The following is a 13,787-nucleotide window of genomic DNA, read 5'->3' as shown; positions in this document are numbered from 1 at the left end:
TTTGACATTTACAGTCTATGACATTGTCCTACTGTAATATGACTCGAATGAAAATAAAAATTCGAAAATGTCAAATCTTATGTAGATGAAGCCCAGTTGAACTAATTGTCCACTCCTAAGATTATTACTACAGAGAATCACTTTTTATGCTAAAAAGAATGTCATTTTTAAAAAAAGTATAAAAAAGACCGAGATAGAAGGGGCAATTTCTATCTCGGTATGACTAAATAATACCCAAAGCAACTCTAAAATGAATGCTTGTGCGTTTTATATTATGCTAATGATCCTATTTTGCATCCTCATATGCCCAGTTCTGTCTACTTTTTAAAAAGTTGACTCAATGAGTTTATATCAGTTGGAACATTATTCTTTGTAATAGATTCGACTAACTTATCTTCTTTCTCTTTTGAAATTGGCTTATTTGCCATCTTAGCTAACTGTCTAACTAGGTTTCGTACTGTTGTTTCATTTGAAAAATCAGCATTTTGAACAGAATTAGCTACCTTTATTATCTCATCTGATTTAATATTGGATTTTTTCTGGATCTGATCAAACATATTGTTTTTGTAATCGCTCACGAACTTCTCCTCCTTGACTAAATAGCTTCAACATACTATATGCAAGGAGGAATCATGATGTTAATCTATATAACGATTACTTAAAATAGCTGATAAATCTTCCATTTCATGGCGTCGCATTCGTGTCATTAATTCATCAACAACATTTTTCGGATCAGCATTTTCAAATAGAATGTGATATAAGCCCGTCGTAATAGGCATGTCGATCTTTTGGGAAATCGAAAGATGATATGCTGCCTCTGTTGTATAAACGCCTTCCACAACCATTCCCATTTCTTCTAACACATGATCAAGTACATTACCTTTAGCTAAAAGGTTACCCGCTTTCCAATTTCGACTATGAACGCTTGTACACGTAACAATCAAGTCACCAACACCGCTAAGTCCGATAAATGTTAACGGATCTGCCCCCATTGCTGTACCTAACCGTGCTATTTCAGCCAAACCTCTCGTCATTAAAGCTGCTTTTGCATTATCACCATATCCTAGACCGTCAGATATACCTGCTCCTAAAGCAATAATATTCTTTAAAGAGCCTCCTAATTCTACACCTATCATATCTGGACTAGTATACACACGGAAATCCTTATTAATAAACAGATCCTGTGCTTTTTGTGCTTCAGTAATACTTTTCGATGAAGCAGTTACTGTTGTAGGATGTTTTATAGCTACTTCCTCAGCGTGACTTGGTCCAGATAAAACAACAATTTCCTCAAAAAGATTCTCTGGAAGTTCTTCCTCCATCATTTCTGAAACACGTTTAAATGATTTAGGTTCAATTCCTTTTGTACCATGGATAATAGTGACTTTATAATCAATTGTTTCAGCTACTTGTCTACAAACCTCACGAATAGCTTTCGTAGGTAAGACAAATACAATTGTAGTAACATCTTTTAATGCCGTGCCTAAATGATTCGTTATAACTAAATCATCCGGTATTTCGATACCTGGCAAGTAGTCATTATTTTTATGTGTACTGTTCATTTTGTCCGCATGCGCTTGTTTATTTGTCCATAAGCGAACATCATGACCATTCTCTTTTAATACCAAAGCTAAAGCTGTTCCCCAACTTCCAGCACCTAACACTGCAATTCTATCCATCTATTTCTCCCTCCTAATTTAACTTCTGCGTCTTGCAAATATTTTGATAGGCGTGCCTTCAAATCCAAAAGCAGAACGTATACGATTCTCTAAGAATCTTTCGTATGAAAAGTGCAACAGTTCTGGATCATTAACAAACACAGCAAAACTAGGAGGTTTAACAGCTACTTGTGTTGCATATAATATCTTAAGTTTCTTTCCTTTAAATGTACTGGTTGGATTTGTTGCAATAGCATCCATAATAACGTCATTTAAAACGTTTGTTTCTACACGTTTTGAATGATTCTCACTAGCTATTAAGACTTGTGGAATTAACGTTTGCGTACGCTTTTTCGTTTTAGCTGATAAAAACACAATTGGTGCATAATCTAAAAACGGAAAGTGAACACGAATCTTTTCTTCGAATTCCTTCATCGCCTTATCATCAGACACCACTGTATCCCATTTGTTCACTACAATAACAACAGCTTTACCTGCCTGATGTGCATAACCTGCAATTTTTTTATCTTGTTCAATAATACCTGTTTCAGCATCAATTAATGTTAGAACAACATCTGAACGCTCAATTGCTTTTAATGCACGTAAAATACTATATCTTTCTGTCGACTCATAGATTTTACCACGTTTACGCATACCAGCAGTATCAATTATCACAAAATCCTGGTCATCTTTTGTAAAAGGAGAATCAATCGCATCACGTGTCGTTCCTGGAATATTACTAACAATCACACGTTCCTGTTGTAATAAGGAGTTAACTAATGACGATTTCCCTACATTTGGTCTACCAATTAAACTAAAGTGAATAGTATCTTGATCAACATCATCCTGCTCTAAGGATGGGAAATACGATACCACTTTATCTAAAAGGTCCCCTAGTCCTAGCCCGTGCGTACCAGAAATAGAATATGGCTCACCAAAACCGAGTGAGTAGAATTCATAAATTTGTTCACGCATCTCTGGATTATCTACTTTATTTACAGCTAAGACAACTGGTTTGTTTGATTTAAATAAGATTTTAGCTACTTCTTCATCAGCAGCTGTAATTCCTTCTCGTCCATTTACCATGAAAATAATAACATCGGCTTCTCGAATGGCTACATCAGCTTGTTCTCGCATTTGAACAAGTAATGGTTCATCGCCTAATTCAATACCACCTGTATCAATAAGATTAAATGTAGTTGTCAACCATTCTGCCGGCGCATAAATACGATCTCTCGTAACACCAGGCGTATCTTCTACAATGGAGATCCTTTCCCCAACAAGTCGATTAAATATCGTTGATTTACCTACGTTTGGTCTTCCTACAATTGCTACTACTGATTTTCTCATGAAAGGTACATCCTTTCTTCATACATTCATATAATGTGTTTCACTTATAGTAGATAGAAATTACAATTTATCAGATAATAATCTATTTCTATAACCTTAACTTATACATTTTAACAAAAGCGGTAACTTTAAACAACAATTGATTTTATCAAAGCATATATCCAAAAAATAGTAATTTTCTAACCTCTAAATTCCGTTACACCTCATAAAAATTAGTTAATGTTTCACAATGATATATAATTCATCGCTAAGTGCATGACAGATACCATCAATAATTGCTTCTAGATTTGCAGCAACCTTTTCCAATTCATCTTTATTATTACACAAAAAAATAGGTGCACCACCAGATACTTTTTCTTCATTTGTTGTAATGATAGCTAAAATTGCTTTCTCTATATCCATCCTACTTCCCTCTATTCTTTTTATTAGCTTTAGACTCAGAAGGCATTCGTATTGCATTTTCTAATACTGGAACGGCTCCAATGACATTCACAGCTTTTTCAACGTCTTGATTCTGAGGTAAAATGAAAACACCAATTCTTCCGTCATCTAGATCTCGTTTAATTAATGGGACAAGGGCCGGTGTTCCAGAATCACGAAACACACCTAAAGAAACAGAAACATCATGTAAAATAGCCTGTCTCTGTCCTAAATTTGCTATAGTAGAGCGGACGTTAAAATTTTTGGGCGTGAGTACAAAACCCATTCCATACTGCAATATTTCTTTTTGTCTAGCCGGGAGGCCAATATTCATAATGTAGATATTATCAACATACAGTCCAGCACCGTCAAAATGAACTTCTTTCTTTTCAATGTTTACAATTTCTTTCATAGTCGAACCACTCATTAATTTTCGCACTACGATAAAACTAAAAACAGCAAAAATTGATGCTATCCACCAATTAAACACAATGTAGATTAATGTAGTTAAAAAAGATACGAAAATAACAAGATAATTTCTGCTCTCAAACGCTACAGCAATACCTTCAATGTATGTATTCCCTCTAGGAACTAACTCATAACTATCTAATTCTGCTAATGTATTACGTTCCATATTTCGAACTTCTCTAAATTGTGATGCAGCAATTGTAAGGAAGGTAACGGCAGTAAATTCCTTTTCCATAATAGCTGGTATTGCAACAGCACCTAGGGCGGCAGCAATAAAACCTAAGGCAAGATGAATTACTTTTCCATGCAAATATGTGGGATACTGTCGATAGTCTGTTCGAAGCATAATAGCACGAGAAATTGTCCCAAATGTTACGCCAAAAATAATTGGTAATGTGTATTCATTCATTTGTCCACCTCTTCTTTTGCAGTTCTACTTGTTGTAGTATATCCTCGAACTTTAATTTTATTTCCGTCCATAAATATAAAATAAACAAGGAAGCAGTTTGTAAACATATTAAGTCCAATATATTACTATCTCCAATTGTGAGATTCCAGCCAATTTCACCAACTATCATGATATAAACTACTTCACCAAAACTTACTGCAAGGCAACAGACTAAATAACGTTGTAAGTATTTACGATTACATAACATCGTAAGTGTAATTACAATAAAAGCATATAAATACATACGAGGTATAATCACCCATATAGGGCTGACAACTTCCCATAAACGTAAACCAGCGTAGCTGAAACCAATCAATATAATAACAAAAAGCATGTATACTTTACGGGTTTGTCTAGTAAGAAGAAAAAATGAACCTAAAACAACGATACAAAAAGACAGACCTATCTCGTAACCCAGAATAGTGAATTTCACTAAAGATAGGGATATGATAAGCAATATAAAGAAAGATAATGTTGTTCTAAATTTCCCCTTTTGCATTAAAAATGTTGTAATAATCCAAAATATCCAGCCAAGCCAATAAAATAAAACCCCATCCATCCTAATCACCACCAGTAACCATTATAGCTATTGATACGTACTTTTAAACACAGATTAGTTAAGGTAATGAAACGCAAAAAAATCCATGCTTATGAGTATAAGCACGGATTCCTCTTAATTTATTTATATTTATCTAATTTGTTACCAATCATATCACCAAGTTGAAAACCTGCGTGATCACTTTCCTTTACATAAGCTTTTAAATCTTGTTGATTCTGATCGGCTTCTATTTCTTTAATACTCAATGAAACACGCTTATCCTTTTCATTTACATCTAACACCTTCACTTTTATTGACTGCCCTTCAGACAATACTTCTTGAGGCGTACCAATATGTTCAGTAGATATTTGCGAAATGTGTACAAGTCCCTCAACTCCAGGCAAAACTTCCACAAAGGCTCCAAAGTTAACTAAACGTTTTACTGTCCCTTCCACTATGCTACCAGATTGTAATTTTTCTTCAATATTTTCCCACGGTCCTGGTTTTGTTTCTTTTACGGAAAGTGAAATTCGTTCGTTTTCTTTATTAATTGCAAGAACTTTTACTTTAATTGCTTCACCTTCTGAAACGACATCCGATGCTTTTTCAACGTGATCATGTGATAGTTGAGAAATGTGTACAAGTCCATCAATTCCACCTAGATCAACAAAAACACCGAAATTGGTAATTCGCGCAACTTTTCCTTCTAGTATTTGACCTTCGGTTATGGAAGCCAATACTTTTTGTTTTTTTTCACTCTGATCAGCTTCAACTACTGCACGATGAGATAGAATCAAGCGGCTTTGATCTCGATCGAATTCCACAACTTTCAAAGCTAGTACCTTATCTTGATAGTCAGAGAAATCCTCAACGTAATGATCCTCTATTAGAGAAGCAGGAATGAACCCCCTTAAACCAACATCGACAACTAATCCACCTTTTACAACGTCTTTAACTGTCGCTTCAAATATTTCACCATTATTAAATTTAGCTTCTAAGTCATCCCATGCTATGTCTGCATCAATAGCACGCTTAGAGAGAACAATTTCTTCATCATCTACTTTTTTAATTTTTAATGTTAGTTCGTCACCTTCACTAACAACATCACTTGCCTTTTCTACGTGAAGACTAGATAATTCGCTAATAGGAACAATTCCTTCTACCTTATAACCAATGTCAACTAATACTTGTTTTTCTTCTACTTTTACAACTTTACCTGTAATTGTTTCGCCTTCTGTTAATTCTTTGAAATTTGATACTTCATTATTCATTTCATCCATACAAGAGGCCTCCTTCAATTTACGACAAAACTCAAAACTGCAATGTCCTTTTTTCTAACTTCTAACATTTCAAGCTGTTTGTCAAGTGTTAGGCAGTGAAAACTTATAAATTAGCCTGTCTTATTTTCCTTATTTCTTCCATAATTACATCCGTCACTTCTCGTGCTGATGCCTTTCTTTCACGTAATTCTTCCATATTAACTGGTTTACCATATACAACCTTAAGTCTTTTTCCTTTTTGGTATGGCCCTACAATAGCACATGGAACTACTCTGGCATCCGAGCGCAAAGCAAAAAAACCAATGCCTGAAAATCCTTCTCCAACTTCTCCATTTTTACTTCTCGTGCCTTCTGGAAATAATCCTAATGTATTTCCACCTTTAAGGATTTCTAATCCAGATCTTAGTGCATTACGGTCCTTCATACCACGCTTAATTGGGAAAGCATGCACTTTTCTTAATAATGTACCAATAATTTTATTAGAAAATAATTCCTCTTTAGCCATAAAGTATATATTACGTGGACAAGTTATACCTACAACTAATGGATCCCAATTTGATATATGGTTAGAACAAATAATAACAGGACCTTGTTGTGGAACATTTTCTTTTCCAATAACGTGCATACGATATACTGGTTTAACATATAATCCGACAAGATTTTTAGCGAAATTATAGAAACTCATTTGCTTTGCTCCTTTACACGCTGAACAATGTCTAATATCTTACTACTAACAGCTTTAATTGATAAAGCTGTTGTATCAATCTCTACTGCATCATCTGCTTTTAGAAGAGGGGAAACTTCTCGTTCTGTGTCTAGCTTATCTCTTGTTGCGATTTCATACTTTAACTGCTCAAGTTCTGAAGCAATTCCTTTTCTATCATTTTCTTTTTGTCTTCGCTCTGCTCTTTCTTCTACTGATGCAATCAGGAAAATTTTTACCTCTGCATCTGGAATGACATGAGTACCAATATCTCTTCCGTCCATTACAACACCGCGTTTTGCAGCCATCTGTTGTTGTCGCTTAACCATTTCGCTACGAACGCTAGCATGTTTTGCAACAATAGAGACAAGGTTAGTAACCTCTTGCGTTCTTATTAATTCCGTCACATCTATTTGATCAAGATAAACTTTTTGACCGTTTTGACCTTGATCTAACTCCAACGAAGTCGTTACGATTAATTCATGTAATGCATCGCTATTCTCTAAGCTAACATTCTGCTGCAACGCTTTAAATGTTATCGCTCGGTACATCGCACCCGTATCTATGTATATATAATCCAATTCAGATGCTACAATCTTAGCAACTGTGCTCTTTCCAGCTGCAGCTGGACCATCAATAGCAATAGCTATTTTCTCTTCAACCATTTCTATTCTTCCTCTCTAAACAAAACCATTTCATAAATTAGTATATCTAAAAGAATAACATATTTTTTAAATCAACGTTATTCTTCCTTCAAAATATTATTTTTATCGTCAAAAGGTTGGGGGATTCCAACCTTTCTTTTCCGCTATTAAGGTGAATATTTGATGATGGGTCGCTTAATCGTAGACCCTCTATGGATTTTCTGCCATAATGACAAGACTTAGCTTATCCTGCTAAATAACATCATGCTCAAATTAAAGATCTTTCCGTCTTTCTCTTAATTGTATTTCAAAACAATAACGGATAATTTTTTGTCTGTCTTTTTCATTTATATTGGTAAATTTCATAGATAGTAGTTGCCTATCTGATTCTTTTTTTTGATAAGTACGTATTGCTTCAGCTTCGGCAGTTACATAAATAGTTTCACCTGATTGCATAGGTAAAACAAGCCACATATAAACTGTTTTCCCAGGTTCTACAGCATGATTTGAAGGAAGAATGATAGCTAAACCTCCACCACTTATATCATAGGTAATTGTCGTAAAGGGTTGGTCGATTTGATTAGCATGATGAATAGATACATCAAGCGTAGTCAATACACGGACATACTCTCTTCTTTGAATTCTCTTTAGATCATCTTTTGGAAAATGTAGTAGCAACATAGGGAGATTCGCTGTTTTTTTCCCTTTTATTTCTGTATCAAATTGATAAATAGATTGATCATTACCAATAAAATTCGCTTGAAAAATAGTTCCCTTTGGAAAGATACTAGTTCTACCACTCTGTTCATTAATTGGATAATCTATATAAATTGTAGATCCTTTCATCTCTACAACCTTGCAACGATACCGATGCGTTTCTCCATCCTCATTTTCAGCTTCTAATGTAAGCGTTGTTCCAATTTTTATCAAAATGTTTCCTTCTCTCTAGGTAATTCTACACACGTCTATATGTATTATCGCAAAGAACATATAGAATACGCAAGTAAACTTTTTAGAGATTTCAAGAAAAATAAAAAAGGAAAGGAGTTTTTCCCTTCCTAATCAACATTCCATTTTGCTTCGGCTGTTTTTAACCTTTCTACATGAATTTCCGCACCGGACATCGCATTAATAAATATGCGAAATGTTTCATTATCCTTCGTCCCTAGAAATGCATATGCTAAAACCTCTTCCATACCACTATCATCGACAATAGCTAAATGCTGATCTTGAATAGCTACAGAAGGATTTACCTTCTCTTTTGCTTCATCTATTGATAATGTTGGTTCTTCAATTTTTCTTTCAACATGGTTTCTATAAAAGTCCGTTCCAATAAAACCTAATACTTCACCATTATCCAATGCAACTTTCATTTGAATTTTATCTGGATAAATACGCACATCATCTTGTTGGTATAAGAATTGAAAAACACCAACATGATCATATTGGCTACTTTGGAACATTTCCATGTTTTCAAAGCCATTTTTTTCAAGAAATTTTTCCGCTTCTAACTGTGCGTCATTTAAACTTAACTTTTGATCTTTAATTTCGCGATTCAACATAAAGGATAACGGGTGACCGCCTTTTGTTGAAATATCAATATATCCATGCTCATCATCTTTTTCAAAGGAAGCACTGTACATTGGAATCGTTGCACCATCTCCACTTTTGGCAACAGTTAAATCAATATCCTGATCTAAATCAAATAATTCACGAATTCGATCTTCAACTTTTGTTTCTGAGATATTTTTACCATTAATAAACTTAAATTCATGTGTTTCATTAGATATTCCTGTTAAACTTGCGGATAGATCACTTTCAGAATAGCCTCCTAATGTCTCTTCAACAGTCTCAAAACCATCTATAATCGTATTATCCATCGGTTCATCTTCAGATGCTAAAGCTAATTGAACATCCATCCAACGTAAATTTTCCTCTAGAACAGCGTGCTGTACTTTTCGTAATTCATTTTTTATATCACCTGCAGTTTGATACAACTCGTTTAATGTATTTATTTCATCATCGGTTAAAGGTTCTTGTTCAAGGTTACGAACAGATGCACGGTAACTAAAATCACCGATGTCAGATAAAAATTCTTCTGTTTTATTAAAAGGCATTAATACTAGTGGTAATTGGCCTACGTCGCTTTGTGCCTCTGATGTTATTCTCCAAATTTCAATCAATTGTGGCGATATTCTTTCTTTTGAATTCATGGCTAAGGTAGTACCTATCTTGTCATGTAATAAATCCATTTCATAACTTAAATCGTGAAAGGCCCGCTGATAATTATTCTCTGCTTGTACTAAAATTTCATTTTTCTCTTGATGTTCTTGATAACCCCATGCACCGGTTGCAAATACAACAATCGTAAGTAGACCGATTGCAATCCATTTAAACATAATAGTCATACTCCTTTCTTACATACAAAAAACATGTTTACCTATTTTTTTGATTTGAGGTCTTGACCAAATCCAACTAGATGTAGCAGTATCTGGATTAAAATAATAAATGGCTTCTCCAGTTGGATCCCACCCGTTAATCGCATCAACAACAGCATCCTTAGCTCGATCATTTGGCGTTAACCAAATCTGTCCATCTGCTACAGCAGTGAATGCTCTCGGTTCAAAAATCACTCCAGAAACTGTATTTGGAAAAGTGGCGCTGTTCACCCTATTTAATATGACTGCGGCTACAGCAACTTGTCCTTCATACGACTCTCCTCTTGCTTCTCCATAAACAGCATTTGCCATTAATTGAATATCATTTTGTGAAAATCCATTAGGAACATTTACCGCAGTTGGTTCAAGTGAGGTATCTGGGCTTTCTTCTGCCTCTTCTGCTTGTGGTTGTGGTTGTTCTTTAGTTGGTGCTTGTGGTTGTTCTTCTGCCTTTGGTTCTTCTGTTTTTTCTTGTTTAGGTGCAGGTTGTGCTTCTTGGGCATTATTTTTCTTTTTTACTTGATCCGCATTGGACATACCACCATAATGCGTAAAATTATTACCTGCTTCAATTTGTTGCTTTACATATGCTCTATCATATTCAGTTGCTTTTTCTAACTTTTGCTTTGCAGCTGTACCTGCTAAACCATCAATCTCCATTCCAAATTCGTACTGAAAATTGCGTAATGCCCAATACGTGCTCCATCCGAACACACCATCAATTTTTCCGTTATAAAATCCGATATACTGTAATCTTGCTTGTAACTCTATAACATCTTCACCAGTTGCACCATGCTGAATTACTTGGTCGCTAAATGCATGACTTGTGTTTATAGGTACAACGTTCGTAAAACTTAATAGTATACCTACGAAACTAAATAAGAAGATGCTTTTTTTAACTATATTCATCCTGCGCTCCTCCTAGATTCTTAGAAGTAATGATTTCTATCTTGTTATGTATTTTCGTGCGAAATAATGATTTTATACATTGAATTTAGTTAACTACATCGTTAATTCCATAAAAAAAGCAAGTATTCTCATTACGGTCTCGTAAGGAATACTTGCTATAAATCAGTCATATTCTCGCTTTTAACTTGATTACAAATTGGGATATATGGTTGATTTGCCACCTTCACTTTTTTCATTCCATTTAACCATAATATAACCATAAATGGTATTAATATATATATCCATCTACCTCCAGGAACAATTTGTAAAATATAATCATACAAGCCATGTAAGGTTACTGGAATGAAGAGGGCACTGATCATGACAGCTCGGGAATGTGTTGAATTAAACTTTGCCTTACCTAAATAATAACCCATGATCACACCAAATAAAGCATGTGAGGAAACGGGGAATATAGCTCTACCGATAGCATATTCAATTCCATGTGCAAATAAGTACAAGATATTCTCAAGTGTAGCGAAACCTAAACTAATTGCAACACCATATATTATTCCGTCGTAAACGGAATCAAAAGCAGTGAACTTGTAAATCGTATATATAAATATAAACCATTTAAAGAATTCTTCTAATAAACCGGTTAATATAAAAGAAGATACTAATGGAGACTGACCAATATTTTCAACTGAAAATGCATATTGAATAAACATTATTGGGAAAACAAGAAGAGCACCATATATAAAACTACGAATTATCGGTAAAAGTGGCTCCGTATTAAAACGGTCTTTCAAATAAAAAAAAGACATTAGAGCAAGTGCTGGTGCAATACCAGCAGATAAAAGTGCTACCATAATTCGGCACCCTCTTCCATAAAAATTACTTTCATCGTATCATGAAAGTATGAGACTTGAAAATACAAATAATAAAGTTGGTGCAAAATAATGAAAAATATTTTACTCATCCATACTGGTGGAACCATTGCAATGACAGAGAATGCGAATACTGGTTCTGTCTCCACTACCAATAGCCATCCCTTGGCAAGTGAAGATGCAATAATAAAGCAATTCGCAAAAGTAAATGACGACTATTTATTTGATTTACCCTCTCCACACATTACACCAGTTCATATGTTAAAACTAGGTCAACATATTGAAAGAAATTTAAAAACCAACACATACGATGGCATTGTAATTACACACGGTACAGATACGTTAGAGGAGACCGCTTATTTCTTAGATCTGTATTTGGAAACAAATAAACCAATTGTTATAACAGGTGCAATGCGTTCAAGCAATGAGATAGGATCAGATGGTTTATATAATTTAATTAGTGCTATCCGCGTTGCAAGTGCTGAAGAGTCTGAGGAAAAAGGAGTACTTGTTGTTATGAATGATGAAATTCATACTGCAGCATATGCAACAAAGACCTCAACAAGCAATATCGCAACCTTTAAAAGCCCGCAATTTGGACCTATAGGTATGCTAACGAAACAAACAGTTTATTTTTATCATAAATCGATTTCATTTGAAACGTATAAAGTAGAATCAATAACGAAACAAGTTCCCTTAATTAAGGCCTATGCTGGAATGGATCAAACATTATTTAATGCAGTTACTTCGATTTCATTAGATGGAATAGTTATAGAGGGGTTTGGCCAAGGAAATTTACCTCCAGCTATCGTAGATTCCATCGAACAACTTATTAAAAAGTCAATTCCAGTTGTTTTAGTATCACGAAGCTTTAAGGGAATTGTTCAACCAACATATGATTATCCTGGCGGTGGAAAACAATTAAAAAATGCCGGTGTTTTATTTGCGAAAGGCCTAACTGGTCAAAAGGCAAGAATCAAGTTACTTTTATTGCTTGAATCTAATTGTTCACTAGATCGGTTAGAAACGATATTTGAAGCGAAATAAAGCAGCACAATTGTGCTGCTTTATTTCATGCGTTTTTTTATTTTTTTTGCTATATCTTCAGCGATTAGAGGTCCATGAAATCGACCGTTTTCAATAAATATCTCATTGTTATTAAACCCAGCTGCAATAACACCAGCAATATATATATTTTCAACATTTGTTTCCATTGTTTCTTGATTAAATACAGGTCTTCCAGTTGCAATATCTACTTCAATGGCCATCTCTCTTAGGAAAGATTGATCAGGTTGATAACCAGTCATTGCAAAGACAAAATCTGCTTTTGCATGTTTCCGTTGTGTATGAACAGTAAAGTCTACCGTATCTTTCTTAATTTCTGTAATAATAGCATTAAATTCCATTGTTATCCTTCCTTTACTTGCTAGTGCAACAAATTCAGGTAATATCCATGGTTTAATGCTATCAGAGTAATCACTGCCCCGATAAAGTACAGTAATATGCGCCCCAGCTTTATGTAACTCTAACGCTGCATCAACGGCAGAATTTTTTCCACCAATGACGACAACGTTTTTATTGTAATAAGGATGACTTTCTTTGAAGTAATGACTTACATGGGAAAGTTCTTCCCCTTTTATACCCATTTCATTTGGTTGATCATAGTAACCAGTTGCAGCAATAACAAAACCAGCTTTGTAAACATTTTGTGAACCATTATTAGTTTCTGTATACAAAAGATAAGCGCCATCTTCATGTTTTACCTTTACTACTCGTTCGTAACTATTAATACGTAGCTCTCTTCTTCTTGCTACTTCACGATAATAGGCTAACGCTTGATTGCGGACAGGCTTTTTAAATTCTGTAATAAATGGTATTTCTCCAATTTCTAAACGATCACTGGAACTGAAAAATGTTTGGTGTGTTGGGTATTGATAAATAGCATTCACTACATTCCCCTTTTCAATTAGTAAAGGGTTAATGCCTTTGTCTTGTAATGCTATAGCTGCTGACATACCACAGGGACCAGCCCCAATAATAATAGCTTGCTCTTCTTGCATAGTAG

General features: G+C 34.6%; 15 protein-coding genes. 1 reads left to right on the top strand and 14 read right to left on the bottom strand.

Annotated features, from left to right (window positions below; genetic code table 11):
* Nucleotides 1-317: 317 nt before the first annotated feature.
* The 13 genes from D2K62_RS00680 to prsW form a co-directional block, all read right to left on the bottom strand.
* Nucleotides 318-578, bottom strand: coding sequence for a stage VI sporulation protein F (locus D2K62_RS00680; protein ID WP_112181187.1), 261 nt, complete (start codon nt 576-578; stop codon nt 318-320).
* Nucleotides 579-638: 60 nt separating this feature from the next.
* A complete protein-coding gene (locus D2K62_RS00675) occupies nt 639-1,679 on the bottom strand; it encodes an NAD(P)H-dependent glycerol-3-phosphate dehydrogenase (protein WP_117160728.1) in 1,041 nt (346 codons plus the stop codon).
* A gap of 18 nt (nt 1,680-1,697) precedes the next feature.
* Nucleotides 1,698-3,008: a ribosome biogenesis GTPase Der gene (gene der, locus D2K62_RS00670; protein WP_117160727.1), complete on the bottom strand. Its 1,311-nt coding sequence runs from the start codon at nt 3,006-3,008 to the stop codon at nt 1,698-1,700.
* 216 nt (nt 3,009-3,224) lie between these two features.
* A complete protein-coding gene (locus D2K62_RS00665; RefSeq protein ID WP_112181190.1) occupies nt 3,225-3,410 on the bottom strand; it encodes a capping complex subunit for YIEGIA in 186 nt (61 codons plus the stop codon).
* A 1-nt stretch (nt 3,411) separates the two neighbouring features.
* Nucleotides 3,412-4,305 (bottom strand): YIEGIA family protein, encoded by an 894-nt coding sequence (locus D2K62_RS00660; RefSeq protein ID WP_112181191.1) that lies wholly within the window; start codon nt 4,303-4,305, stop codon nt 3,412-3,414.
* Nucleotides 4,298-4,903, bottom strand: coding sequence for a YphA family membrane protein (locus D2K62_RS00655; protein ID WP_112181192.1), 606 nt, complete (start codon nt 4,901-4,903; stop codon nt 4,298-4,300). The genes D2K62_RS00660 and D2K62_RS00655 overlap by 8 nt, the downstream gene beginning before the upstream one ends.
* Before the next feature lie 119 nt (nt 4,904-5,022).
* Nucleotides 5,023-6,162: a 30S ribosomal protein S1 gene (gene rpsA / locus D2K62_RS00650; protein ID WP_117160726.1), complete on the bottom strand. Its 1,140-nt coding sequence runs from the start codon at nt 6,160-6,162 to the stop codon at nt 5,023-5,025.
* Between the two features lie 103 nt (nt 6,163-6,265).
* Nucleotides 6,266-6,847, bottom strand: coding sequence for a lysophospholipid acyltransferase family protein (locus tag D2K62_RS00645; RefSeq protein ID WP_117160725.1), 582 nt, complete (start codon nt 6,845-6,847; stop codon nt 6,266-6,268).
* Nucleotides 6,844-7,530, bottom strand: a complete 687-nt coding sequence (gene cmk, locus D2K62_RS00640; protein WP_117160724.1) for a (d)CMP kinase — start codon at nt 7,528-7,530, stop codon at nt 6,844-6,846. The genes D2K62_RS00645 and cmk overlap by 4 nt, the downstream gene beginning before the upstream one ends.
* 252 nt (nt 7,531-7,782) lie before the next feature.
* Nucleotides 7,783-8,439 (bottom strand): flagellar brake protein, encoded by a 657-nt coding sequence (locus tag D2K62_RS00635; RefSeq protein ID WP_112181196.1) that lies wholly within the window; start codon nt 8,437-8,439, stop codon nt 7,783-7,785.
* A gap of 128 nt (nt 8,440-8,567) precedes the next feature.
* Nucleotides 8,568-9,908: a germination protein YpeB gene (gene ypeB / locus D2K62_RS00630; protein ID WP_112181197.1), complete on the bottom strand. Its 1,341-nt coding sequence runs from the start codon at nt 9,906-9,908 to the stop codon at nt 8,568-8,570.
* Between the two features lie 18 nt (nt 9,909-9,926).
* Nucleotides 9,927-10,856, bottom strand: coding sequence for a spore cortex-lytic enzyme (gene sleB, locus D2K62_RS00625; RefSeq protein WP_112181198.1), 930 nt, complete (start codon nt 10,854-10,856; stop codon nt 9,927-9,929).
* Between the two features lie 155 nt (nt 10,857-11,011).
* Nucleotides 11,012-11,704 (bottom strand): glutamic-type intramembrane protease PrsW, encoded by a 693-nt coding sequence (prsW, locus tag D2K62_RS00620; RefSeq protein WP_112181199.1) that lies wholly within the window; start codon nt 11,702-11,704, stop codon nt 11,012-11,014.
* Nucleotides 11,705-11,794: 90 nt separating this feature from the next.
* Between prsW and D2K62_RS00615 the strand changes: the two genes are divergently transcribed.
* Nucleotides 11,795-12,769, top strand: coding sequence for an asparaginase (locus tag D2K62_RS00615; protein ID WP_112181200.1), 975 nt, complete (start codon nt 11,795-11,797; stop codon nt 12,767-12,769).
* Between the two features lie 20 nt (nt 12,770-12,789).
* Here the strand turns inward: D2K62_RS00615 and D2K62_RS00610 are convergent, their stop codons facing one another.
* Entirely contained in the window at nt 12,790-13,782 is a 993-nt protein-coding gene (locus D2K62_RS00610; protein ID WP_117160723.1) for a YpdA family putative bacillithiol disulfide reductase, read from the bottom strand.
* Between the last annotated feature and the right edge of the window lie 5 nt (nt 13,783-13,787).

Origin of the sequence: Paraliobacillus sp. X-1268, assembly GCF_003426095.1 — a bacterium.
GTDB lineage: Bacteria > Bacillota > Bacilli > Bacillales > Amphibacillaceae > Paraliobacillus_A > Paraliobacillus_A zengyii.
The sequence above is the reverse complement of the archived record's forward strand: the minus strand, read 5'-3'. Positions and strand labels throughout refer to the sequence as shown.

Excerpts from the sequence above, each read along its gene's own strand:
- D2K62_RS00675 (WP_117160728.1), bottom strand. The coding sequence starts at position 1,679 with ATGGATAGAATTGCAGTGTTAGGTGCTGGAAGTTGGGGAACAGCTTTA.
- D2K62_RS00665 (WP_112181190.1), bottom strand. The coding sequence starts at position 3,410 with ATGGATATAGAGAAAGCAATTTTAGCTATCATTACAACAAATGAAGAA.
- der (WP_117160727.1), bottom strand. The coding sequence starts at position 3,008 with ATGAGAAAATCAGTAGTAGCAATTGTAGGAAGACCAAACGTAGGTAAA.
- D2K62_RS00655 (WP_112181192.1), bottom strand. The coding sequence starts at position 4,903 with ATGGATGGGGTTTTATTTTATTGGCTTGGCTGGATATTTTGGATTATT.
- prsW (WP_112181199.1), bottom strand. The coding sequence starts at position 11,704 with ATGGTAGCACTTTTATCTGCTGGTATTGCACCAGCACTTGCTCTAATG.
- D2K62_RS00660 (WP_112181191.1), bottom strand. The coding sequence starts at position 4,305 with ATGAATGAATACACATTACCAATTATTTTTGGCGTAACATTTGGGACA.
- cmk (WP_117160724.1), bottom strand. The coding sequence starts at position 7,530 with ATGGTTGAAGAGAAAATAGCTATTGCTATTGATGGTCCAGCTGCAGCT.
- D2K62_RS00615 (WP_112181200.1), top strand. The coding sequence starts at position 11,795 with ATGAAAAATATTTTACTCATCCATACTGGTGGAACCATTGCAATGACA.
- D2K62_RS00645 (WP_117160725.1), bottom strand. The coding sequence starts at position 6,847 with ATGAGTTTCTATAATTTCGCTAAAAATCTTGTCGGATTATATGTTAAA.
- D2K62_RS00610 (WP_117160723.1), bottom strand. The coding sequence starts at position 13,782 with ATGCAAGAAGAGCAAGCTATTATTATTGGGGCTGGTCCCTGTGGTATG.
- sleB (WP_112181198.1), bottom strand. The coding sequence starts at position 10,856 with ATGAATATAGTTAAAAAAAGCATCTTCTTATTTAGTTTCGTAGGTATA.
- rpsA (WP_117160726.1), bottom strand. The coding sequence starts at position 6,162 with ATGGATGAAATGAATAATGAAGTATCAAATTTCAAAGAATTAACAGAA.
- ypeB (WP_112181197.1), bottom strand. The coding sequence starts at position 9,908 with ATGTTTAAATGGATTGCAATCGGTCTACTTACGATTGTTGTATTTGCA.